The sequence below is a fragment of the Croceibacter sp. genome, from assembly GCF_002716225.1.
Taxonomy (GTDB): Bacteria; Bacteroidota; Bacteroidia; order Flavobacteriales; family Flavobacteriaceae; genus Croceibacter; species Croceibacter atlanticus.
The window spans coordinates 208345-232239 of sequence record NZ_PAZX01000005.1; the positions used below are offsets into that span (position 1 = coordinate 208345).

At 33.4% G+C, this 23895-nt stretch carries 19 protein-coding genes; 9 read left to right on the forward strand and 10 right to left on the reverse strand.

Going from position 1 to position 23895, the window contains the following annotated elements; genetic code table 11:
- Positions 1-13 precede the first annotated feature (13 nt).
- The 3 genes from accD to tamL are packed head-to-tail and all read right to left on the reverse strand — an operon-like array spanning position 14 to position 4588.
- Entirely contained in the window at positions 14-871 is an 858-nt protein-coding gene (accD, locus tag CL818_RS02905; RefSeq protein WP_013188194.1) for an acetyl-CoA carboxylase, carboxyltransferase subunit beta, read from the reverse strand.
- A gap of 43 nt (positions 872-914) precedes the next feature.
- Positions 915-1982 carry a class II fructose-bisphosphate aldolase gene (gene fbaA / locus CL818_RS02910; RefSeq protein ID WP_013188193.1) on the reverse strand — a complete coding sequence of 356 codons (1068 nt, stop codon included), beginning with the start codon at positions 1980-1982 and terminating at the stop codon, positions 915-917.
- A gap of 44 nt (positions 1983-2026) precedes the next feature.
- Positions 2027-4588 carry a translocation and assembly module lipoprotein TamL gene (tamL, locus tag CL818_RS02915; protein ID WP_286971452.1) on the reverse strand — a complete coding sequence of 854 codons (2562 nt, stop codon included), beginning with the start codon at positions 4586-4588 and terminating at the stop codon, positions 2027-2029.
- A gap of 47 nt (positions 4589-4635) precedes the next feature.
- On the opposite strand from tamL, the gene CL818_RS02920 reads away from it, so the two are divergent.
- Complete coding sequence (locus tag CL818_RS02920) at positions 4636-5370, forward strand: TrmH family RNA methyltransferase (protein WP_272973949.1); 735 nt, start codon at positions 4636-4638, stop codon at positions 5368-5370.
- On the opposite strand, the gene porT is transcribed toward CL818_RS02920, so the two are convergent.
- Both porT and ubiE read right to left on the reverse strand, forming a co-directional pair.
- Complete coding sequence (gene porT / locus CL818_RS02925; RefSeq protein WP_013188190.1) at positions 5357-6058, reverse strand: type IX secretion/gliding motility protein PorT/SprT; 702 nt, start codon at positions 6056-6058, stop codon at positions 5357-5359. The genes CL818_RS02920 and porT overlap by 14 nt on opposite strands.
- Positions 6058-6792 carry a bifunctional demethylmenaquinone methyltransferase/2-methoxy-6-polyprenyl-1,4-benzoquinol methylase UbiE gene (gene ubiE / locus CL818_RS02930; RefSeq protein WP_013188189.1) on the reverse strand — a complete coding sequence of 245 codons (735 nt, stop codon included), beginning with the start codon at positions 6790-6792 and terminating at the stop codon, positions 6058-6060. The genes porT and ubiE overlap by 1 nt, the downstream gene beginning before the upstream one ends.
- A gap of 237 nt (positions 6793-7029) precedes the next feature.
- On the opposite strand from ubiE, the gene trkA reads away from it, so the two are divergent.
- Both trkA and CL818_RS02940 read left to right on the forward strand, forming a co-directional pair.
- Positions 7030-8379, forward strand: coding sequence for a Trk system potassium transporter TrkA (trkA, locus tag CL818_RS02935; protein WP_013188188.1), 1350 nt, complete (start codon positions 7030-7032; stop codon positions 8377-8379).
- Positions 8379-9875: a TrkH family potassium uptake protein gene (locus tag CL818_RS02940; RefSeq protein ID WP_013188187.1), complete on the forward strand. Its 1497-nt coding sequence runs from the start codon at positions 8379-8381 to the stop codon at positions 9873-9875. Before trkA ends, CL818_RS02940 begins: the two co-directional genes overlap by 1 nt.
- Positions 9876-9877: 2 nt before the next feature.
- On the opposite strand, the gene CL818_RS02945 is transcribed toward CL818_RS02940, so the two are convergent.
- Complete coding sequence (locus CL818_RS02945; protein ID WP_272973948.1) at positions 9878-11071, reverse strand: LETM1-related biofilm-associated protein; 1194 nt, start codon at positions 11069-11071, stop codon at positions 9878-9880.
- A gap of 181 nt (positions 11072-11252) precedes the next feature.
- Between CL818_RS02945 and CL818_RS02950 the strand changes: the two genes are divergently transcribed.
- The 3 genes from CL818_RS02950 (at position 11253) to CL818_RS02960 (ending at position 14040) form a co-directional block, all read left to right on the forward strand.
- Positions 11253-11945: a DUF4331 family protein gene (locus tag CL818_RS02950; RefSeq protein ID WP_013188185.1), complete on the forward strand. Its 693-nt coding sequence runs from the start codon at positions 11253-11255 to the stop codon at positions 11943-11945.
- Positions 11946-11978: 33 nt separating this feature from the next.
- Complete coding sequence (locus CL818_RS02955) at positions 11979-12647, forward strand: DUF4331 family protein (RefSeq protein ID WP_013188184.1); 669 nt, start codon at positions 11979-11981, stop codon at positions 12645-12647.
- A gap of 79 nt (positions 12648-12726) precedes the next feature.
- Positions 12727-14040, forward strand: coding sequence for a tetratricopeptide repeat protein (locus tag CL818_RS02960; protein ID WP_272973947.1), 1314 nt, complete (start codon positions 12727-12729; stop codon positions 14038-14040).
- A gap of 289 nt (positions 14041-14329) precedes the next feature.
- On the opposite strand, the gene CL818_RS02965 is transcribed toward CL818_RS02960, so the two are convergent.
- The 4 genes from CL818_RS02965 to CL818_RS02980 form a co-directional block, all read right to left on the reverse strand.
- Entirely contained in the window at positions 14330-15124 is a 795-nt protein-coding gene (locus CL818_RS02965; protein WP_219360079.1) for an anti-sigma factor, read from the reverse strand.
- Between the two features lie 6 nt (positions 15125-15130).
- Complete coding sequence (locus CL818_RS02970) at positions 15131-15661, reverse strand: RNA polymerase sigma factor (RefSeq protein ID WP_013188181.1); 531 nt, start codon at positions 15659-15661, stop codon at positions 15131-15133.
- A 97-nt stretch (positions 15662-15758) separates the two neighbouring features.
- Complete coding sequence (locus CL818_RS02975) at positions 15759-16343, reverse strand: superoxide dismutase family protein (protein WP_272973946.1); 585 nt, start codon at positions 16341-16343, stop codon at positions 15759-15761.
- Positions 16344-16437: 94 nt separating this feature from the next.
- Entirely contained in the window at positions 16438-17295 is an 858-nt protein-coding gene (locus CL818_RS02980) for a hypothetical protein (RefSeq protein WP_272973945.1), read from the reverse strand.
- Positions 17296-17448: 153 nt separating this feature from the next.
- On the opposite strand from CL818_RS02980, the gene CL818_RS02985 reads away from it, so the two are divergent.
- The 3 genes from CL818_RS02985 (at position 17449) to CL818_RS02995 (ending at position 23882) form a co-directional block, all read left to right on the forward strand.
- The gene (locus tag CL818_RS02985) at positions 17449-18978 is read left to right on the forward strand and encodes a T9SS type A sorting domain-containing protein (RefSeq protein WP_272973944.1); all 1530 of its coding nucleotides are present in this window, start codon (positions 17449-17451) and stop codon (positions 18976-18978) included.
- Positions 18979-19234: 256 nt separating this feature from the next.
- A complete protein-coding gene (locus tag CL818_RS02990) occupies positions 19235-23653 on the forward strand; it encodes a T9SS type A sorting domain-containing protein (protein WP_272973943.1) in 4419 nt (1472 codons plus the stop codon).
- 7 nt (positions 23654-23660) lie between these two features.
- Positions 23661-23882 carry an Fjoh_0651 family PID-CTERM protein gene (locus CL818_RS02995; protein ID WP_272973942.1) on the forward strand — a complete coding sequence of 74 codons (222 nt, stop codon included), beginning with the start codon at positions 23661-23663 and terminating at the stop codon, positions 23880-23882.
- Positions 23883-23895 lie beyond the last annotated feature (13 nt).

Below are 23895 nucleotides of genomic sequence, written 5' to 3' on the forward strand. Positions count from 1 at the left end.
TTGGAGGCTTTTTTTAGTTTCTTACCGGCTGATTTAAAATTAAATCAAGGTATAAGTTTACTTTTTTCTTTAACTCGCTTCTTGGAGTTATAAAATCTAAGAAACCGTGTTCTTGTACAAACTCTGCAGTTTGGAAACCATCTGGTAATTCTTTACCTGTAGTATCTCTTACTACACGTGGACCAGCAAAACCTATTAAGGCTCCAGGTTCACTAATATTTATATCTCCTAACATTGCAAAAGATGCTGTAGTACCACCAGTAGTAGGATCTGTACATAATGATATGTAAGGAATATTTGCATCTGCCAATTGAGCAATCTTTGCAGATGTTTTAGCTAATTGCATTAAAGACAAAGCAGCCTCCATCATACGAGCACCACCAGATTTAGATATCATTAAAAATGGAATGTTGTGTTTAAGTGAGTAGTCTGCAGCACGTGCAATTTTTTCACCTACAACACTACCCATAGATCCTCCAATAAACCTGAAGTCCATACAGGCAATAACTAGATCTTTACCTTGAGATTTTCCAACTGCAGTTCTTACTGCGTCTTTTAAACCTGTTTTCTTTTCAGCTTCTTTAAGACGATCTACATATTTCTTTTTGTCTTGAAATTTAAGTGGATCTTTAGAAGTTAGGTTAGCGTCTAACTCTTTGTATTTATTGTCATCAAATAGTATTTGAAAATACTCGTTACTACCAATTCTTACGTGATAGCCATCTTCTGGACTAACATAAAAATTTTCTTCTAATTCTTCTGCATCTACAATCTTACCAGTAGGACTTTTGTACCAAAGTCCTTTAGGGACATCTTTCTTGTCTTCTGTCTTTGTCTGTATCCCTTTTTGGGTTCTTTTAAACCAAGCCATATTTTTGGGTTTTTTAAGTTGAAATTAAATTCAATTTCAATCTTTATAAAGTATTCACATTATTTAAATCTTCAAAAGCTTTCTTTAGTCTAGCTTTAAAAGTTAATTCGCCTTCACGTACCCATTTTCTTGGGTCGTAATATTTTTTATTTGGGATATCATCTCCGTCAGGATTTCCTATTTGTGCCGAGATGTAATCTTTTTTGTCTAAAATATAATCTCTACATCCTTCGGTAAATGCATATTGTAAATCTGTATCAATATTCATTTTTATTACGCCGTAACCTATAGCTTCTCTAATTTCTTCGACTGTAGAGCCACTACCACCGTGAAATACAAAATCTATGTGGTTATGTTCTACATTGTATTTATTAGAAATATATTCTTGAGAATTTTTAAGAATCTTTGGAGTAAGCTTTACATTTCCTGGCTTATAAACTCCGTGTACATTTCCAAAAGCTGCTGCAATTGTAAATTGGTCGCTTACTTTGCTTAACTCTTCATAAGCGTAGGCAACTTCTTCTGGTTGTGTGTATAGTTTAGAGTCGTCTACATCTGTATTGTCTACACCATCTTCTTCACCGCCAGTAATACCTAGCTCAATCTCTAATGTCATACCCATCTTACTCATGCGAGCAAGGTATTCTTTACAGATTTCAATATTTTCTTCAAGAGGCTCTTCACTTAAGTCTATCATATGAGAGCTGTATAGAGATTTACCAGTTTCGTTATAAAACTTTTCACTAGCATCTAACAAACCATCTATCCAAGGTAATAACTTTTTAGCACAGTGATCTGTATGTAAAATAACAGTTGCGCCATAAGCTTCTGCAAGCTCGTGTACGTGTTTAGCACCTGCTACACATCCTGCTATTGCAGCTTTTTCATTTTCATTAGATAATCCTTTTCCAGCATTAAATTGACCGCCACCATTTGAAAACTGAATAATTACAGGTGAGTTTAACTCTGCCGCTGTTTCCATTACAGCATTAACAGTACTTGATCCAACCACATTTACGGCAGGTAAAGCATAGCCGTGTTTTTTAGCGTGGTTAAAAATATCTTGAACTTCTTTGCCTGTAGCAACTCCAGGTTTTATTGTGTGACTCATAATTTTTAGTTTGTTAGGTTACAAAAGTAGTAAAAAATGCCTGCTTAAAAAGGATAGTTTATACCAACATTATATACGGCATTTGCAAAGTTATATTGTTTAAACCATCTGTCTCCTTCAGTTAATGCTGGATTGTATGTTTTAAAGCCGATATCAAATCGTATTACGAAAAAATTCACATCGTATCTTAAACCAAAACCAGAACCTACAGCTAACTCACTAAGGTCTGAAAGTGATGTGAATCTTGCATCTTCATCATCTACATTATCTAGTACATTCCAGATATTTCCTACATCTACAAATAAAGCACTGTTTAATTGTCCAAAAAGATTAAATCGGTATTCACCGCTAAAATGTATTTTCATATTAGCTTCATTAAACTCATTACGGCCACCTGTACTTCCTGGTCCAAGATCATATGCTTGCCAACCTCTATTATCATTTGTGCCTCCTGCAAAAAATGACCTAGAAAAAGGAATGCTTTCTGAGTTGCCATAAGGAATGGCTATACCACCAAAAGTGCGTATTGCAAAAATATTCTTGTTGCCCCAATCCCAATGCTTTATGTAATCTAGCTCTAATTTTGCGTATTGAGAAAATCGTACACCAAAGATATTATAACCACCAGTATTGTTTTCTTCGAGACCTATACTACTGGCAATTGTTGACAGTGTATTTCCTGCAAATTCTATTTTACCTCTAAATCTTGAAAAATCATTATCATAAAGGTTGTCTCTATTATCATAAACATAGGAGAAATTAGAGGCAAAAATCAGGTTGTCTTCTGTTAACCTGTCTTGGCGTTCATTTATATTGTTTATGTCTTGTAGCTCATCTGTAGTTAAGTTATCTATGTTGTTAGATAAAGCATCATTAATAAAGCTATTGGCGCCTTCGGGAATTATTAATGTAGATGTGCCGTCTTCGTTAGTATTAAAGTATGCAGGGTTTACATCATTATTGTTTTGAGCAATGTCATTTAGAATATTAAAAGAGTTTCTGTAAACATTAAAATAATTTCCTGTATTTAAATTTCTAACATACTGAACGTTAAGTAAATCTAGTTGATGTGTTAATGTTTTTTTAGGCTGCCAACGGTATGAAAAAGCACCTGTGACATTTTGTTTATCTAAGCCTATATTTTGTTGAGTGCTTACACCTACGCTTAATGTGGTGAAGGGTGACATGTAATTAGGAATATATTTTTCTGTGTTTATAGGGAACAGTATTTTTGGGAAAGACAATTTCATATCTGCTCCAACTTCTGATATATTAAAAAAACGATCTTCGCTATCTGCAGCATCACTGGAAGAACCTATACTACCTCTAGTTGATATTTCAAAAGTTTCTGCACCTCTAAAAATGTTTCTAATTAGTAAAGAGCCACCAAAACCAATACCGAAATCTTGTATATTACTTTGAGAGACATCAAAATTAAAGGCGACATTGTATTTTTCTCTAGGCGTTAAAAATACATTGGCTATTAAATTAGTATTTGTGCTGTCTCGAGGATCTTCCACATATTTAATATTAGGATATTTAAAAATCCTTAATTGTGAAATTCGATTGTATGTTAAGGTTCTGTCTATGTCTTTAAAAACATCGCCCTTTTTTATAAAAATATTATCTGTTAAAGATTTGGGCCTGTACTTTATTTCATCGAAAGCCATGAGGTTATAACCGTCATAGCTAGTGGTATCTGTAATGGGTTTATTTCTATTTTGATACGTGTAGTCTGTAATAATATTAACCTCACTAATCTTGTGAATTTTAAAGGGAACCTTTATAGCAGTATCTCCCAGTTTTACAGGTCTGTCACCAATAAGCACATTTACATTAACCTTATGGTTAGTGTTTACAGTATCTGCATCAAAATTTAAAAATTCTTGCTCAAAATGATAAAGGCCACTATTTCTAAACAGTGTTGTAAGGCGGTCGCGTTCATTCCCAAAATCTTTAGTAGCATATTGTACTCCAGACTTAATAAGACTTTTATCTTTATGGGCTTGATATAAAGAATCTACAACTGGTGACTCTATTTTTCTTGAAATGCTATCTACTATGTAGGGTTTGCCTGTAGTAATAAAATAATCAACAGTACCACGTTTGTTGTCTTCTAAATTTATTTCATATTTAGAATCAACATTAAACCAGCCATTATTCCAGTACCAAGCTTCTAATCTGTTTTTAGATTTTTTGGTTTTTTCTTCATTTATAATAGTAGGTGCTTGTCCTGTACGTTTAATCCACTCGTTAAAGTTAATTCCAGCATCTATGCGCTTGATAATTTGCTTTTCTGACCAGAATTTTTTCAGAAATTTTAGTTTCTTAGGGTTGTCATAAATTCTAGAAGTAAGAATAGAATCTATATTTGGTCTTGCCATATTATAAATGTGCAAGCGTAAAGGAACGCCAAGTATTTTAACGTTAGGGTTTTGATATAATTGGTTTCTTATGCGAGGATCTGAAACTTTTTCATCGTTTTGATAAATAGTATTTTCAGTAAGTAAATGCTCATCTGCTTCTAAGCGTTTTACAGCATTACAAGAGCTTAACACCACAAGGATTAAAAGAATAAGTGTTATTTTTACGTGCTGTACGGTCAAGCCTATAGTATAATCTAATATTAAACGTTCAAAAGTACCATTTTTACATGGTTAGCAAAAGCCAATCTAAGTTAATACGCAGTCTAAACCAAAAAAAATTCCGTTTAAAACATGGGCTTTTTGTTGTTGAAGGTGTTAAGAGTATAAATGAATTTTTAAACTCAAGTTTAGAGCTCTATTCATTATTCTCAACAGAAGATATTTTTTTAAGTCATACTAAAGAAACTCAGCTTATTTCTTTAAAAGAATTGCAGGCAATATCTCATTTGTCTACAGCTCAAGTTGCTTTGGCAGTGTTTAAGATTCCCACACCAAAAACTAACTTTAAACAAAATAGACTTATTGCTTTAGATGGTGTTAGGGATCCTGGAAATTTGGGAACTATTATTAGGTTATGTGATTGGTTTAATATCCAAAGTCTTATTTGTTCTAAGGATACTGTAGATTGTTATAACCCTAAAGTTGTGCAAGCCACTATGGGATCATTAACTAGAGTAGAGGTTATTTATACAGACTTACATAAGCACTTAAGTACATTAGATTTGCCAATTTTTGGAACTTTCATGAATGGAGAATCTGTTTACAGCAAACCATTGCCAGAAGATTTTGTTATTGTTATGGGTAACGAAGCTAATGGTGTTACAAAGGAAATAGAGGAACTTTGTAATTATCGTATTTCCATACCTCAATTTGGTAGTGGTGCACCTACAGAAAGTTTAAATGTGGCAACTGCTACTGCAATTACATTGAGCGAATTTTCTAGACGTCTTATTGAAAGGTAAAGTTTATAAATACGCCTCTAGAAGACATTTTTTCAATATTACTTGTATAAATACTGTTAGGGTCTGCATCTCTTACCAATTCATCATTAAGAGCAAAAACACCTCGTATTGAAGGTGTAAATTTGAAATAGTAAAGGTACAGGTCAATCCCAAAACCTACTTCATAATAATAACTGTTATTGGTCATTCTAAACTGGCCAACACTATTATCATCTGGATTATCTTGGTTACTAGAAAGGTTTATTGCTGTTGAAAGGCCACCAACAATAAATGGCTTCCAGTTATTTAAGCGTTTTGTTGAAACTTTTAATAGTAGCGGAATATGAACATAGGTAGATTTTACTTCTCGCAATCTATCTTGATCATCTTCACCTGCAAACGGAAATATTAAGTTTCGGCTACTAAACGCAACCATTGGCTCAAGCCTTAAATCTAAATAATCATTAAGTCTTAAGTTTCCTAAAAGCCCAACATTAAAACCAACGCTTTTTTCTACTATGATATCTTCTGTTTGGTTTTTGTAATCAAAATCAAAGTCATAACTATTAAACCCTAAGGTGTATCCCCAAGATAATCTTGATTTATCAAAATTGTCAAGGTTTCTAATTTTCTCTTTCCCAAAAGGCCATTGGGCTTGGGCATTATGAAATGATACTAAAGCTATTAAGATGATAAGAAGTCTTCCCATTAAGATGTTTTTGAAGCAGTATAAATTGTTGCAGAACCTAGAGTTTGTGGTAAATTCTTCACATTTATAAACCCTACTTTTCTCAAAATATTGTTGAAAGCTTCACCATGTGGAAATTTAGAGGCACTTTCACTTAAATATTTATAAGCTACTCTGTCTTTACTAAACATTTTTCCAATGGTTGGTAAGATAAACTTGCTATATAAATTATAACCTTGTTTAAAAGGGAATCTTGTGGGAACAGAAGTTTCTAATACCACAAAAGTTCCAGAAGGTTTTAGTACTCGTAATATTTCAGACAGTCCTTTTTCTAAATCTTCAAAGTTTCTAACACCAAAAGATACCGTTATAGCATCAAATTTATTGTCTTCAAAAGGTAAGGCTTCACTATCTGCTTTTTGTAAGATAACCTTATCTGTAAGATTTGCTTGAGCCACCTTTTTATGACCTATAGAAAGCATTCCTTCACTAATATCCACACCAATTATTTCAGAAGCACCGGTGCGTTCCATTTGTATAGCAAGGTCTCCAGTACCAGTGGCAATATCTAAAACGCTTTTAGGGTTGGTAGAAGCCACTATGTCTATCACCTTTTTACGCCATTTTACATCAATACCAAATGAAATAACACGATTAAGCCCATCATAATCTGAAGAGATATTGTCAAACATTTGTTCAACCTGCTGCTTCTTATTAAGTTGAGAATCTTTATAGGGAGTAACTTTCTTAGACATTTAATTTTTTTTGCAAAGATAACTTTCTAAATTGATACCTATGGAATTGTAGATAAGTAAAATTAATAGCTACACTATACAATTACAAAAAACAATTTTAAAGCAGTTTAAACTTCTGAAAGTCTTTAGGTTAAAAACCTTCCGAAATTTGACTTAACGTGTTTGGTGTCTAAATAACCCTTATAATTCTTTAAGAATTTAAATTTGAAGTATCTTTGTATCACTTTTTTATAAACTATGAAGATTATTATTGCCGGAGCTGGCGAAGTAGGCTTCCACCTTGCAAAACTACTTTCTTACGAGTCTCAGGATATTACCCTGATAGATAATGATAGGAAAAGTCTTAATTACGCCGATACGCATTTAGATATTAGGACAATTAAGGGTGATGCTACATCTATACGTATATTAAGAGAATCTCAAATAAAAGGTGTAGACCTTGTCATAGGTGTAACCGAAAGTGAAAATACAAACATTACAATTTGTGTGTTAGCAAAGCAATTAGGTGCTAAGAAAACCATTGCAAGAATCTCTAACACAGAGTTTATAGATTTTAAAGAAGAAATAGGGTTTACCAAATTTGGAATAGATGAGCTAATTTCTCCAGAAGCCTTAGCTACTAAAGAAATTGGGTTACTGCTTAATCAAAGTGCATTTAGTGATACTTATGAATTTGAAGGAGGCGCACTTACACTTATAGGAGTAACATTATCTAGAACAGCATCTTTTGTTGGTAAAACAGTTAAGGAAGCCGCTAAGATATTTCCAGAATTACACTTTCAACCTATTGCCATACAGAGATTTGGAACTCAGTATACCTTAATTCCTCGTGGAGATACTCAGTTTAAAGAAGGAGATCAAGTATATTTTACAACCATAAAAGGTGGCGTTGAAGAGCTTTACAAATTAACTGGTAAAATTAAGCAGGAGATTAAGAATGTCATGATTCTTGGTGGTAGTAAAATTGGAGAGCAAACAGCAAAACAATTATGCTCTACTAAATTTAACGTTAAGCTTGTAGAAAACAATAGCGATAGGGCTTTTGACCTTGCAGACGATTTGCCGAAAGCTTTAGTAATAAATGGAGATGGTCGTAATGTCGAGCTTTTAGAAGAGGAAAACATTCAGGATATGGATGCTTTTATTGCCGTAACAGGTAATAGCGAAACAAATATCATGTCTTGCCTTGTTGCCAAAAGTAAGAGTGTTAAGAAAACTATAGCGCTAGTTGAGAATATGGATTATTTTCAATTGAGCCATTCTATCGGGATTGATACATTGATAAACAAAAAGCTATTAGCTGCAAATAATATTTTTAGATATATACGTAGAGGAGATGTTGTTGCTATGACAAAGCTCAACAATATGAATGCAGAGCTTTTAGAGTTTATAGTAAAATCTACATCAGAGGTTTGTAATACATTAATTAAAGATGTCGCATTTCCTAGAGCCGCTATTATAAGTGGTGTTATAAGAGATGGAAAGGGTATTATAGCTTTAGGAGATTTTCTTATAAAAAGTGGAGACCGTATAGTAGTTTGCTGTTTACCTAGAGCCATAGTAAAGGTTGAAAAACTCTTTTTATAATGCCAAGGTTAAACTTTAAAATCATCTTATATATAATGGGACTACTATTGCTTTGCAATGGTGGTTTTATGTTACTTTCTGTAATTGTAAGTTGGTATTATAATGATGGTGTTACTTTAGAGTTATTCTCTTCTTCATTACTTACTCTAATCATAGGGACATTATTAATGTTCACTACAAGAAACCATAGTAAACGTATAGATAAACGTGAAGGGTATATCATAGTTACTTTTGGTTGGATTTTTATGGCTCTTAGTGGTATGATACCCTATTTGCTTTCTGAAGCTATTCCAGGTTTTACGAATGCATTTTTTGAGACCATGTCTGGTTATACAACAACAGGCTCTACAGTATTAAGCGATATAGAAATAGTACCTAAAGGTGTTTTGTTTTGGCGTAGCCTTACACATTGGATAGGAGGTATGGGTATAATTGTACTAGCAATTGCCATTTTACCATTATTAGGAATAGGCGGTATGCAGTTGTTTGCTGCAGAAGCGCCAGGGCCAAGTGCAGATAAACTTAAACCTAGGATTACAGACACAGCAAAACGTCTTTGGTTAATTTATGTTGGCTTCACTTTTTCTGAAACTATTCTTTTAAAAGTTGCAGGAATGGGTTGGTTTGATGCTGTGAACCATTCCTTAAGTACATTATCCACTGGAGGTTTTTCTACTAAAAATGCCAGTTTAGCTTATTGGAACGATACGCCAATTATACAATATATAGTAATTGTATTTATGTTTTTGGCAGGGATGAACTTTGTCATGAGCTACTTTGCATTAAAAGGCAAATTTAGTAGGCTTTTACAAGATGATGAGCTGCGTTGGTATTTTGTATTTATAACTGGCTTTACCATAATAGCTTCTGTTTTGGTTTACTTATTTGCAGATGTAAGCATATCCTCAATAGCTCATCCAATGGTTTGGGGTGAAGCAGAAAGCAGTTTTAGACATTCATTATTTCAAGTATTGGCAATTATAACTACAACGGGTTTTGTAACCGCAGACTATACGTTATGGACACCATTCTTAACCATTTTCTTTTTCGGAATGTTCTTTTTGGGTGGTTCTGCAGGATCAACTTCTGGTGGTGTGAAAGTGGTGAGACACCTTATTCTTATTAGAAACGGTATAACAGAATTTAAGCGCACTTTACATCCAAATGCAATCTTACCAGTACGATATAGACAAAAAGCTATTCCAAAAGAAATTGTTTTTAATATCCTTGGTTTCTTTATCCTTTATATGTTGGCATTTATTATTGGTGCAATAGGATTAGCTGCTTTAGGGTTAGATTTTGAAACAGCTATTGGTGGTGCAGCAACATCAATTGGTAATATAGGGCCTGCATTTGGTGATTTAGGACCTGTAAACAACTTTAATGGTTTGCCTAATTTTGGAAAATGGTGGTGTAGTTTTCTTATGCTAATAGGAAGACTAGAGCTGTTTACAGTACTTATTATACTTACACCATTCTTCTGGCGTAACAGATAACTTTAATTTAGGTTTTCATTAAATGCACTAGGCAATAGTTTAGGAATAAACTTAATGAGGATAGGTAGCAAGATGCTTCCGCCAGGAACTAAAAAAATAGCCAGAGATGGTATAGATTTACAAATATCTAATAGCTGCTCCTTAACCTTTTGTTTTTCCACATCATTTAAATCTCGCACTGTAGACTGTCCCAAGAGGATAACCAACTCTTTACTTTCAGATAATTCTTTTAGGAGTCGTTTTCTATTTCTTATTACTAATACTTTTACAGTACGGTTAGTTTGTTTGTAAAAGTGTTTTACAGGATTACTGTATTGAAAAAATGCAATCTTATTTTTATGCGTTTCTATAAAAAAATGAACGTGAGTTAAAGCCTGCTCAACAAAATCCTTTCTTATGCTCAAAGCTTCTCCTAGATCATAAATAAATTGAAATTCTGTTTGGTCAAGCCTATTGTCATCCCAAACCGCAAGGCAAGACATATCTAAAAGGTAATAACGTTCTAAAACTTCAGAAAGAGAATCAATGGAAAGATCAGACAAGTCTGCAGCATTATCATGTACAATGGTATTGTAACGAACAGAGCTTTTAAAGAGCTTTAGTAATAGTTCATCATACTCTTCTTTATTTTCCTTTTGCTTTAAGGACAAGCATATAGATTTAACAACAGTAGCCTCAATATGCTTTGCGTATTTTAAAGTATCATTACTGTACATTAAAAAATGATCGAAAGCTAAGACATCAATAAACAAAAGAGCATTGGTTACTAAATGGCTAAAGTTCTTTTTAATAAAAGATTCATTGGTTTGTATACGTTGCTGAAGTAAGTTTTCTAAGGTTTCATAGTTAGAAAGTTTAGAAACACTAGGTAATTTCAAAAATGTATACGTTTTACTATTTAAGCTTCTGTAAAATTCAATTATAGATAGAACGCAATCTTCTTCAGATGCATTTTCAATAGATTGAAAGTATATATAACATAAGGCATCAAATAAATTAACCTTTGTAAGTTCTTCCTCTGTTAACTTAAGTCGTTTAGTTTCTTCGGTATTTAAAGTTTTTACAGAAGTACCATAAATGAAACCAGATTCTCTAAACTGCGTATAAACATCTTTCTCTTCGCCTAAATAGGGAAGAGTGGCTGTTATAAAATGAGGTAAGTGCTTCTTAATCCAGCCTTTCGCAGAAGGGTTCATAATTTAAGATTATGCAGGTAAAGTTAAAATATTATCAAAACAATATGTTAATCTATTATCATATTTAGCTGTTTAATATTTCTTTATATGTGTTTAACACAACATTAACGATTGTTACAAAACTGTAGCCTCTAATTCCCCGTAAGTTTAGGTGAACGAATAAAATTTTTAAATTCTAATTATGAAAAAATCAAAATTAATAGCAGCAATAGGTGGTCTTACGCTTGCTGCGGTTGCGACAGTATTTATCGCGGCTGACCACATTGACTCTCCATCTGTTGTAAACGGAGGAGCAGACATTGCAGACCTTTACGCTTTTGAAGGAGAAAATCCTGATAACACAGTATTTATTGCGACTTTGCCAGCTATGACATTACCAGCAGGTTCTCCAGCAATAGATTTTGACGAGAGTGTTCTTGTTGAGTTTAACATAGATACCACAGGTGATGGTGTTGAGGATTTCGTATTACAAGCTATCCCAAGAGATGGTGTAATGTATTTCTTTGGACCATATGCAACTACTGCAGATACTACTGGTAAAGTAAGTACTATTGACACGAATGCACAGTACCAATCTTCTGTAAACATTAACGGAGCTCCTGTAACTAGTACAGACGGTCTTAGTTATTATGCAGGTACAAGAAATGATGCTTTCTTTTTCGACTTTGAGCAATTTAACAATGTGAAGCAAGGTCCAGACGTAGCACCTAATGGTTTTGACCAAGCAGATGAAGCTTCAGATTTATTCTCAGGTTTAAATGTTAATGCTATCGTTGTAGAAGTTCCTAACTCTATTTTAGGTGATGGTGCTCCACACGGTGCAGGTACAGGCGTAGACGTTTATAACGTTTGGGTTGAAACTAAAAGACAATAAAAGAAAACGTAAATTTTTAAAAAGACAATAATTATGAAAATATTTAAATATACAATCTTATCACTTTTTGCAGTTGCTGTATTAGCTAGTTGTGGTGATGATGATGATAATGGAAACGTTGTAGCTGCAGATCCTACTTGTAGCGATGGTATCCAAAACCAAGGAGAAACAGGCGTAGACTGTGGTGGTCCTTGTACACCTTGTGAAGATATGGGTACAGTAGATTTCTCAGGTACTTTTACGCAAGTAGATATTATGGGACGTCCAGGTATTAATACTGTATTAGGTATTAGTGATGAGAGAAAAGACGATTTTAATGACTCTACTCCAGCAGAACAAGGTGCAAACTTTGCAACTGAATTTACAGGTATGATTAATGGTTACCATACTGCATATGGTGCAGAATATGAAAATAATATTCTTAACTTAACTGCAGACCAAATGGGATCTATCTTAGCTTTAGATGTATTACAAGTAGCACCTAACGCACCAACTACATATTTTGATGGAGAAAATGTTCTTACAGGTCGTAACTTAACAGACGATGTTGTAGATGTTTCTTTAGTATTATTATTTGGTGGTGCTAACGGAGATAGATTTGATGGTGACGATGGTTTACCAGAGTTAGTAAGTGACAATGTAGGGTTTGACTCTACAAATGCAATTACTACTAGTTTCCCATATATGGCTCCAGCAAACTAATAATTAAGAGTTTTATTGAGTAAATTTGTAGAAGAGAACACATATATGTGTTCTCTTCTTTATTTAAACCTATTTTAAAATGAAATATTTAGCCTACATTTTTATTGCCAGTTTTCTGTTTATTTCCTGTAAACAAGATGCAAAGCAAGATTCAAAAGAAGAAACTTCAACTGTTTTAAACAAAGAAGATTATAATACGTATTTAGCGAGCAACAATACAAGCACTTATGATTTTGCACTAAAGAATAAAGAAAAATGGGCATCAAATGTTGCTAAAGATAGTAATGCTATTGCAAGCTTAAGCTATTTAGCCAGTGCCTACAATATGCTTTTTAATACAACAGGCAATGTAAATTATTTAGATACAGTTGCACTATTGCAAGACCGCGCTTTAAATGTCTCTTCTGAAACTTTTAAAGCAGACAAGATGCGTGCAAGAGCTGCAACATTCATTTCTCAGCATAGATTTCAAGAAGCAAGAGATAGTTTGTTGGCAATTAAAAATTTATCTGGTAAGTCTGGAACAAACCTTATGTTGTTCGATGCTTTTATGGAAACTGGTGAATATAACAAAGCTGAAACCATATTAGATTCTTTAAAAAATAATAAGGATTACGATTACCTAATAAGAGCAGCAAAATGGAATGATCATAAAGGCGATCTAGATACTGCTATTAACCTATTAGAAAAAGCTAGAGAAATTGCAGACAAACGTAAAAATCCAACTTTACAAATTTGGATTTACTCTAATCTTGGAGATTTTTATGGTCACGCAGGAAGAATAGAGGATTCCTATAATAGTTATTTAAAAACGCTTGAGTTGCAACCAGATAACGCATACGTAAAGAAAGGTTTGGCTTGGATTGCCTATTCTTATGAGAAAAATGCAGATGAAGCCTTAAGAATACTAGATAGCATAAATGTAAATTATAATACACCAGATTATCATTTACTAAGAGCAGAAATTGCAGAATATAAAGGTGATGATGCTCAAAAGGAAAAAGAATTACAAGAGTATAAAGATAAAGTGAACAATCCTGCTTACGGTGAAATGTACAATGCATACAATGCTGTGGTGTACGCTGAAGAATTTAAAGACTTTGACAAGGCACTACAAATTGCACAAAGAGATGTAAACAATAGACCTAATCCAGAAACCTATCATAACTTAGCTTATGTACACCATTTAGCCGGTAATAATGAAAAAGCTTTAGCGCTTATTGAAGATCACGTTAAAGGAAAAACATATGAGCCAATGGCCCTATATCATTCAGCAATAATTTATAAAGCCAACGGAATGACCGAACAAGTCGAAACTTTAAAAAATGATGAGTTATTAGGTACAGCCTATGAAATGGGACCAGTAACTTATGAAAAAATAAAAAATCTTTAAAAAATTTAAATCTGAGAAAACCATCGTCTATATTTTCTCGTAAGTGATAGTATAGAGAAAGTTTGAAATTCAAAGTAAGAGGTGATTTTCAAAAAAATAAAAGCTCGAGAGAGCTTTTTGTATAAGCTAGTTTAGCTTAGAGTTTTTTCAGAGTTTTTTGTTAGTAGGATACCTGTCTAGAAATAGACAGGTATTTTTATTTAGAGTTATTTGCAAAACAAATTAGTATATAAAAAAAAGCAGCTTAAACTATTTAAGCTGCTTTTGTAATAATGAAAGGGGTTTATCTTTATGCACCAACGGCACCTAAAACATATAGTTGTTCTAGAGTTGGAGATTCACTTCCGCCTTCCGGCTCTAATGTAATACCAAAAGCTTCAGAAGTATTGCTGTTATCTAATTTATATATTTGAGAAGATTGTGACTCATTCTCAGTAAGCAAACCTAAACTAGTAGGCGTAAGCGGATCTAATTTAAGAGACCATACTTGGTAAACCTTACCTTTTGGAGGCGTTGGTAAACCTTGGGCATCAATATAGGCTGTATTTGTTTTTGTGTTCCAATACACAGAAGCATAAGCATCTTTATCAACAGCTTGTGCTCCAAGAGGAACTTTTATATACTCATTACTTCTTACAATGGTAAGCAAGTCTTTGGTTTGAGTAAGTTCAAGTTCAGCTTGCTCATATTTACTATTTACAAGTACATTTTGAGTTTTTTGATATCTTAAGTCTTCTCTTAAATTATTAGTTTCGTTAAGTGTATAAAATAATCCACCTATTAAAGCTATGCTTGCAGCCCAACCAATAATTGCAGGCATGTTATAACTCTTTTTAGGAGCTATAGAAACTACTTTGCCTGTATGGTTAAGTTTTCGTTTTATATCTGCCAGAACTGTTTCTGGGTTATATGGTGCAACATGAGTAGATAAGCTTTTTAAGGCAGTTTCAATTTCTTCTACTTCTTTATGTACTTCTGGGTATTGGTGTAATACCTTAGACACTTCTTCTGCCTCTGCTTGAGTTAAAGCGCCGTATACATAAAGTTCAAGTATACCAGATTCTATATATTTATTAATATCCATGTGTAACTATTCAGTCATTAATTCCCTCAACCTGTTAATACAAATCCTATTTCTGGTTTTTACAGTACCAAGTGGCATATCTAACTCGACTGCGGCATCTTTTTGTGTAAACCCTTTGAAGTATAAAATTTCAATAACTTTTTTGCAAAGTGGCTCAAGAGCGTTTACAAATTTTCTGATTCCGATAGTGTCTGTACGTTTAGAGAAACTATTCTGATCTTCAAGAATATTTACGAAAAACTCTGCCTTTAGGTTTTTCTTTTTGTTCTTAAAGTCTTTAGATCTAATCTTATCTATAGCTGCATTGCGAGCAATGTTAAGAACCCAAGTAAAAAATCGACCTTTAGTTGAAGAATAAGAGTTGGCATTGTCCCATATCTTAATAAAGACATCTTGCAAAACTTCTTCTGCAATTGCTGTGTCTTGTACCACGTTATAAATAATACCAAATGTGCTTTCGGAGTATAGTTCGTAAAGTCTTTCAAATGCTTTTTCGTCTCTACGTTGCATTTGAAGAATTAAACTGTCTGGTTGCATAGTGCTTTTTTAGTTCAGCTAAAAATAAATAAAAAAATGGAAGAAGGGCATAAAAAAAGCGACCATTAGGTCGCTTTATGATTTTTAGCAATGAAATCTACATTTTTGCAATCACACCGCACCCAACTCTTGTACCTGCAGCACCAGATGGTTGGCTTGTAAAATCATCTACACCATCGTGAATAATAATAGCTTTGTTTAAAATATCTTTGTTAGTATCTCCACAACCAATACACCATTCATCTGTAGTTAAGTTTACTGTACCATTACCTTTAGCATCTACGTTAAAGTTTCCAATATCACCTTTATGGTAGCCATCTTCACTTCCCCATTTGCCGTGTGGTGCTCCAGTAGGATTCCAGTGTCCACCAGCACTTGTGCCGTCTGTTGCACTACAATCTCCTTTTTCATGAATATGAATGGCATGTTTACCTTCTGCTAATCCAGAGATTAAGGCTGTCATAGTTACATTGTCTCCTTCTTGTTTAAAAACAACGCTTCCGCTTATAGTACTTTCGCTTTTGGCTTCAAGGGTAGCTTTGGCTTTTTTTACCATAGTTTCCTTAGGAGCTTCAGTTACTTCTGTAGTGTCCTCAGACATTTTATCTTCTTTCTTTTCTTTCTTACAAGCAACTGCAAAACATAATAATGTAGACAGTGCTAATACGCTTAATTTTTTCATCTTTAATTCGTTTTGTATGGTTATAATACCAAGTTACTATTATTTGCCTTTCCTATCAATATTTTAAGGAGGTTTAACTTAAATACAACACTTATTAAGATTTGCTAATGCTGCCTTTGTTGTGCATATATAATAGTAGTAAGGGTATTAAACCGTGTGGTAATCTATATAACATCTCAAATGTGTTTTGATGTAAAGATCTTATTATGAAATCTGAATAAAAATTACCGAGTAATCTAGCCATTGCTGTGGAGAATCCCCAGATTACAGCCCATATAAGACAATATTTTACAATGGTTTTGTTTGGAAGAAAAATGCCAATTGCAATTACAAAATCTAAAATACCTGCTATAAGTAAGAATGATTTTGCAAAACTTTCTGAACAATTAAAAATGCGTATAACCATATCAACAAAATAACCAGGTACAGGATAATACCCTAATGCATAAAATCCGTGACCAATAAAGGTTAATGCTGTAATTAGTTTTAATATAAATTGAAGCGTTTTATAACTCAAATTAAATCTCAAGTAGCTTAACAAAATAAAAGGAGTTGTAAACTGAATACTGTACTCTATAAATTGTCCAATCTTATAATTTTTGGTAATTGTAAGTAACACAGCTAGAAATATGAGGCCAATGCCAGAAAGTAATATGGGTATTTGAAAGGCTTTATAATTTTTTTGCCGTAACCATATGACAAATGGTATAGTTATGATAAATAACGTTCCAAAGCAGTATACAATATAATCTGTGTAAATATCTATTTCTGGTAAGGACAAGAACTCGTGCCAAGTCATTTTAAACTGCTTTTCTACATACGGCTTAAAATATTCTGCATAATAATATAGACTTATAAATGGCGCCGAGAAGAAAATAAATTGGTAAGCTCTTCCTAGTAATACAAGAATTACAGAAATTTTTAAAAACGTAATCAGTTTTGAGTTTGGCATTTTTAAAATTTCAGCAAAAATAGAGGCTTTATTTACAAACAAGACCACTTAACAATTATGTAACTTTTTAATAAAATAAAAAGGTATTTAAGGTAACATAGCAAGGTTAATATTGCATGTGTAACATCTTAACATTTTCATTAACAATTAATTATGTGTAAAATTACCTTCATCGCTTTTTTTGTCTCTTTATCTGTTTTTTCGCAATCTGAGAAATATAGATTAATTATAAACGACGACCCTGCCACTTCTGGAACAATTGCATGGCACCAGCCAATATCTTCAATAGGATCTTCTATATTATATTATGGTACTGAAGATTTTGGTTCAGATTGGAATTCTTATCCAAACTCTCAAGAAGCATACAGAACATCTTTAGCACAACAAATGCATACTAAATTTGTTAGGTTAACTAACCTACAACCAAACACTGCCTATTACTTTGTTCTTAGAAATCCTATTACAAATGTAACCAGTGAGCGTATGTTTTTTAAGACCTTACCAAATGACCAAAGTAGGTTATCTTTTGTTGCTGGAGGAGATTCTAGAACAGATGGAACACCAGATGTTTTTGCAAATAGAGATGCTAGGTTAAATGCCAATAGGATGGTAGCTAAAGTTAAACCTCACGGTATATTTTTTGGTGGCGATTTTACGTTTGCAGACACACCAACAGAATGGGATTATTGGTTAGATGATTGGCAGCTAACAATATCAGATGAAGGTCAATTATTTGGTATTGTACCAGCTAGAGGTAATCATGAATTTAATCCATCTACTGTTTACGATCTTTTTGATGTGCCAACTTCAGACTCATATTACGCAATAACATTTGGAAATAATCTTGTAAGAGCATACACTCTTAACTCAGAAATTTCTGTTGCAGGAGACCAAGCGTTGTGGTTAGAAAATGATTTACAAGAAAACAATGCAGATCAATGCTGGACTTTTGCTCAATACCACACACCAATAAGACCACACGAATCTGGCAAGACTGAAAATGACGATCAATATGATGCTTGGGCAGGATTGTTTTATGAACATGGTGTCGACTTAGTTTTCGAATCTGATTCTCATATGGTTAAAACTACCAAAGCATTAAAACCAGACGTAAACGGAGAATTAGGTTTTAGTGAAGATCCTATAAATGGAACCTATTATGTAGGAGAAGGTTGTTGGGGAGCACCCACAAGAAATAATGATGATGATAAGGATTGGACTTTAGCATCTGGTTCCTTTAATCAAATAAAGTGGGTTTGGGTAGACTGTGAACGTATAGAAATGCGTACTATAATGACAGATAATGCTGAAGAAGTAGCAAGTTTAGGAGACAATATATTTGAAGAGCCAGATAATATTGAATTATGGAATCCAGAGAGTATTGGAGAAGTATTAGTAATTCAAAATCAAGCGTTGTCTAATCCAGATTTTGTTAAAACTAATGTAGCTGTTTATCCAAATCCTTTTAATGGCATACTTAATGTTGAAGTGCCTAGTATATTAGAGAAAGTTAATATTACACTATATGATATTAATGGTCGTCTATTATTAAATGAAACTAAAAAAGTTGTTAAAGGTTCTTTTGCAATCAATACCACAACAATCTCTAATGGGATGGTGTTTTTGAGAATTTCAACCACAAGAGGTCAAGCTATTGCTACTAAAAAGTTGCTTAAGCAGTAAGACATCATCAATAATTTATAAATAAAAAAACCCTAAACATTATATATGTTTAGGGTTTTTTTATTTATAAATACTTAATAATAATATGCTATGTTTTCTTTACCAAATTAATTAGTGAGTATAATAATATCCTATAGCCATTCACTATTAATATTTTCTATTTCAAATCAAAAAAAGGCTATTTCATCACATTTAACATTTTAACATCTAATTTCTTAATAAAATGTTAATACATTCGAGCTCTCAAAAAAATGATATGAAAAAAATTATGTTTCTTCTTGTAAGTATTTTTACAAGCATCACGTTATCATCACAAACCAAAGTAGGACAGGATATTAATGGTGTAGTGCCAAATGACACATTTGGTCGTTCTGTAAGCCTAAATTCTGATGGTACCGTTATGGCCATTGGAGCTATTGGTAATGATGGAAATGGACCCGATTCTGGTCATACTCGAATTTTTGCTTTAAATGGAAGTAACTGGACTCAAGTTGGAGGAGATATTCGAGGTCTAATGCCTAATAGTAGATCTGGATGGTCAGTTAGTTTAAGCTCAGATGGTAATACCGTAGCTATCGGAGCTCCAAATATTTCTACAATTGGAAGTAATAATGGCCATACACGTATTTATGCTTTTAATGGAACTAGTTGGGTGCAATTAGGGGCAGATATTTTTGGTAATGCTCCAGGAGACAGATCTGGATACTCTGTAAGTTTGAGTTCAGATGGTAGTACTGTTGCTATCGGAGAAATAACAAATGCTGCAAATGGAAATATTTCTGGGCGTACACGTATATTTACTTTTAATGGAACTAGCTGGTTACAAGTAGGATTGGGTATTATAGGTGAAGTTGCAAATGACTCTTTTGGATATTCTGTTAGTCTAAGTTCAGATGGAAATACTGTTGCTATTGGAGCGATTGGTAATGATGCAAATGGTAATAATTCTGGTTATACTCAAGTTTATACTTACAACTCTACTAATTGGATCCAAGTAGGCTCAAACATTGTCGGTCTTTTACCTGAAGATCAATCTGGATATTCTGTTAGCTTAAGCTCAGATGGAAATACAGTAGCAATTGGTTCTCCTTTTAACGATGGGAATGGACCCAATTCTGGTCATACTCGTATTTTTACTTTCAATAACACTAATTGGGTACAAGTAGGGTCTAATATTAATGGTGAGACAGTTGGAGACCGTTCTGGTCAGTCTGTAAGTTTAAGCTCAGATGGTTCTACGGTAGCCATAGGTGCTAATGTTAATAACAATAATACGGGTCATACTCGAATATTTAGTTTAATCAACGGAAACTGGATACAAGTAGGTAATGATATTAATGGACAACTTCAGGGAGATCAATCTGGATTTTCAGTAAGTTTAAGTGATGGTGGAAATAGAGTCGTAATTGGAGCTCCCTTCAATGATATAAATGGGCCAAATTCTGGTCTTGTGCGTGTGTATGATATTACACTACCTAATCAAGCTCCTACAGCAATTTGCCAGAATGTTACTGTAAGCTTAGATGAAACTGGAAATGCCACTATTTCTGCAGAAGATATAAATAATGGAAGCACAGATCCAGATATGGATTCGCTTTCATTTAGTTTAGACGTTACAAGTTTTAACTGTAATAATTTAGGTGATAATACAGTGACACTTACAGTGAACGATGGTAATGGAGGTGAAGATACATGTACTGCAACGGTAACTGTTGAAGATAATACAGCACCTGTACCAGATATTGGAGCAAGTGTTTTGCCTAATGCTCCTGCAACAGCACAGGCTAATGTGACAGAAGCTCTAGGTTATGGCGTATTGTATGAATACAACATATCTAATACACCAAATTTTTCTACAAGTGTACCTTATAACATTAATAACTCTGGGCTTTCTGGTTTAGACACATCAAGAATTGCTTATTTTATGGAGCTAGATTCCCAATGGGTTTGGGTGTCTTTAGATGATTTTACAGGTGGCGATTTAACCGCTATGGGATTACCAAGTTTTGGCAGTAATCCTGTAAACTTTGATAATCTTGTCACAAATATGAATGTCTTTTCAAATGTTTCTAGCATAGTTACAGGTACAAATATAGCTACTGGTAATGTAGAGATGTGGCCTCAAAATTATGGTACACCTCAAAATCAAAGCTTAGGTTCTTTAACTAATCTTTATGATTTTGATGATACAGCAAATACACCAGTTGCTAATGGATTTGGCTCTTTTCAAATCCATAATTATGGTGAGTCCCAAACTTTGTTTTCATTTAATCATTTTAACCAAGGTGTGGCGCCAGATTTAGGTATAGGAAACCAACCAACATCACATCCAGATTGGACAACGGCTAGTAATGGTCCGTCATATACAAACAAGACAATATATATCTTACTCCAAGATGGATTACCAAAGGTTATGGCTGAATGTGAAGTAGCAAGCATCACACCACCAACTGCAACAGATAATTGTGATGCAGGTACTATAACGGGAACAACTACAACAAGTTTTCCAATTACAGAGTCAACTACTGTTGTATGGACATTTACAGACAGCTCTGGTAATAGTTCTACTGTTACACAACCTGTTGTAATAGAAATTCCTGAGATTACTTATGATAATGTTAATGGATGGTCACCTGCAGCACCAAACTCGTCAACTACAGAATGTACTAATGTAATTGTTGAAAGCGGCTCTGTAACTTTAACCGAAAATTTTATTGCCGGAAACTTAACTGTAAATACTGGTGCTTCTTTAACTATTGAAGGTTTTGCAGCAATAAACACTAATTTAGTTAATAACGGTACATTAGATGCAACTGCAGGTACATTGCAGTTTTTTGGTAATAACGATCATATTATATCTGGAGAGTCGCCAATAATGGCTGGTAATGTAACAATTACTGCATCTACACCTTCAAGAACCTTAAGTTTAAACAACAATAATCCAGGAAGTGGAGCACTTAATGATACTCGCATTTTAGAGGTTTACGGTTTATTAAATGTGTTTAATAATACCTTGGTAACTAACGATCAGCTTGTATTTAAAAGTAATGCCTCTGGAACAGGAATTTTAGATGTAATCGACACCGATGATATTTCAAGAAATGGTACAATTAATGGACCTGTAGTTGTAGAGCGTTACAATTCAGTCAACCGAGCATATAGATTACTTTCAGCACCATTAGCTTCAGGTAGTTTAAAAGACAACTGGATGGAAGGAGTTAATAATGCTGATACTAATACAAACCTTAATCCTAATCCAGGTTTTGGTACACATATAACAGGATCTGGTAGTAGTTGGGACGCTACAACAACTAATAACCCTTCAGTATTTGGTGTGAACAACTTAGGTATGCCAGCAGCATATACAACAGTAGCTACATCTAATGAAGAGTTTAACTATGGTAAAGGATTTTTATTATTTGTACGTGGTGATCGCGGTGTAGACTTATCTAGCAATGCATCAGAAGGGTCAACAGTATTAAGAGCTAAAGGAACTTTAATGACAGGAAACCTTGTATTAAATAGCTCTTTTTTAAATACAGGTGATAATTTTAGTGGAGGTAACGGATCTTCATTAATAGGTAACCCATATCAAGCTCCTGTAGATATGGCACAAGTGTTAGAGAACAGTCAAGATTTAAATGAAGATGCTTATCATATTTATGATCCAACAATAGGAGATAATGGTGCATTTGTTACTGTAACTTTTGAAACTGTAATTTTAGGAACTATAATTCCAGAAAGTAACTCTTTTAGCTTTCCAGCAGATGAAACTGGAAATATTGTAAGTGATAGCGACGCTAATCGCTTTCTACAACCTGGTCAGGCTGCATTTATAAATTCAGAGCAACAAATATCTGATGCAGATGGAACATTAAACCCGATATTAACTTTTAGAGAAGCAGATAAGTTTTTAGAAAGCACAAATGATGGTGTCTTTAAACAAGGTACACAACAAATATCTTCAGAGTTAGGTATATTAAGTGTTGCTCTTTTTCAAGATACAGAATTGGCAAATAATGATAAACCAAGAGATGCCGTATTAGTAAGATTTAACGATGGGTATACTAACGAAATAGGTGTTGGAGATTCTTATAAATCTTTTAATATCGATGAGAATTTATCTACGGTTGTTAATGAAAAGTCATTAAGTATAGAAAGTAGGTTAATGCCAGTAGAACTTGATGAAGTACTATTGAAGTTGACTAACTATAGAGTAGATAATTATACATTTAGAATAGCTATTGGAAACTTAGAGAATGTAAATGCTTATTTAATAGATAATTATTTAGACACTTCAACGGCTTTGTCTCAAGATGAAATAAACTATATAAGTTTCAGTATAGATAGTACTGAAGGTGGTAGTATTGCAGACAATCGTTTTAAAATTGTATTTCAAGAAAACATTTTAGCAACTAAAGATGATAAAATGCTACAATTTGGAGTCTATCCTAATCCAAACCTAGGAGAGTTTGCAATTCAATTTGGAACAGATACTACATCTGCACAGGTTACATTACATAATTTACTTGGTCAAGAAGTATATGAGAATAGCTTTATAAATATTTCTAACAATCAAATTAAAATAAGTGATGTACAATTGCAATCTGGAATATATATCCTTAAAGTAACTAGTAATAACCAATCAGCAACAAAACGTTTAATTATAAAATAATATAACAATGAGAAATTTACTTTTTAATATCAAGAATCGAATTGTATCATTGGTAATATTGTTAACACTTTTTACATTAGATATAAATGCTCAGCTTGCACTACCAGATGACGGTATCGTAGAAGATGTTCCTGAAGCTCCAATCGATGATTATATCCTATATATATTTATAATAGGATTGTTGTTAGGCTTACATTTTTTAAATAAAATGAGGTTATGTAAAAATTAATTCAACAAAAAAC

Bases quoted from the DNA above. Each gene is read 5' to 3' on its own strand.
- accD (WP_013188194.1), bottom strand. From the start codon at position 871: ATGGCTTGGTTTAAAAGAACCCAAAAAGGGATACAGACAAAGACAGAA.
- fbaA (WP_013188193.1), bottom strand. From the start codon at position 1,982: ATGAGTCACACAATAAAACCTGGAGTTGCTACAGGCAAAGAAGTTCAA.
- CL818_RS02920 (WP_272973949.1), top strand. From the start codon at position 4,636: ATGGTTAGCAAAAGCCAATCTAAGTTAATACGCAGTCTAAACCAAAAA.
- porT (WP_013188190.1), bottom strand. From the start codon at position 6,058: ATGGGAAGACTTCTTATCATCTTAATAGCTTTAGTATCATTTCATAAT.
- ubiE (WP_013188189.1), bottom strand. From the start codon at position 6,792: ATGTCTAAGAAAGTTACTCCCTATAAAGATTCTCAACTTAATAAGAAG.
- trkA (WP_013188188.1), top strand. From the start codon at position 7,030: ATGAAGATTATTATTGCCGGAGCTGGCGAAGTAGGCTTCCACCTTGCA.
- CL818_RS02940 (WP_013188187.1), top strand. From the start codon at position 8,379: ATGCCAAGGTTAAACTTTAAAATCATCTTATATATAATGGGACTACTA.
- CL818_RS02945 (WP_272973948.1), bottom strand. From the start codon at position 11,071: ATGAACCCTTCTGCGAAAGGCTGGATTAAGAAGCACTTACCTCATTTT.
- CL818_RS02950 (WP_013188185.1), top strand. From the start codon at position 11,253: ATGAAAAAATCAAAATTAATAGCAGCAATAGGTGGTCTTACGCTTGCT.
- CL818_RS02955 (WP_013188184.1), top strand. From the start codon at position 11,979: ATGAAAATATTTAAATATACAATCTTATCACTTTTTGCAGTTGCTGTA.
- CL818_RS02960 (WP_272973947.1), top strand. From the start codon at position 12,727: ATGAAATATTTAGCCTACATTTTTATTGCCAGTTTTCTGTTTATTTCC.
- CL818_RS02965 (WP_219360079.1), bottom strand. From the start codon at position 15,124: ATGGATATTAATAAATATATAGAATCTGGTATACTTGAACTTTATGTA.
- CL818_RS02970 (WP_013188181.1), bottom strand. From the start codon at position 15,661: ATGCAACCAGACAGTTTAATTCTTCAAATGCAACGTAGAGACGAAAAA.
- CL818_RS02975 (WP_272973946.1), bottom strand. From the start codon at position 16,343: ATGAAAAAATTAAGCGTATTAGCACTGTCTACATTATTATGTTTTGCA.
- CL818_RS02980 (WP_272973945.1), bottom strand. From the start codon at position 17,295: ATGCCAAACTCAAAACTGATTACGTTTTTAAAAATTTCTGTAATTCTT.
- CL818_RS02985 (WP_272973944.1), top strand. From the start codon at position 17,449: ATGTGTAAAATTACCTTCATCGCTTTTTTTGTCTCTTTATCTGTTTTT.
- CL818_RS02990 (WP_272973943.1), top strand. From the start codon at position 19,235: ATGAAAAAAATTATGTTTCTTCTTGTAAGTATTTTTACAAGCATCACG.
- CL818_RS02995 (WP_272973942.1), top strand. From the start codon at position 23,661: ATGAGAAATTTACTTTTTAATATCAAGAATCGAATTGTATCATTGGTA.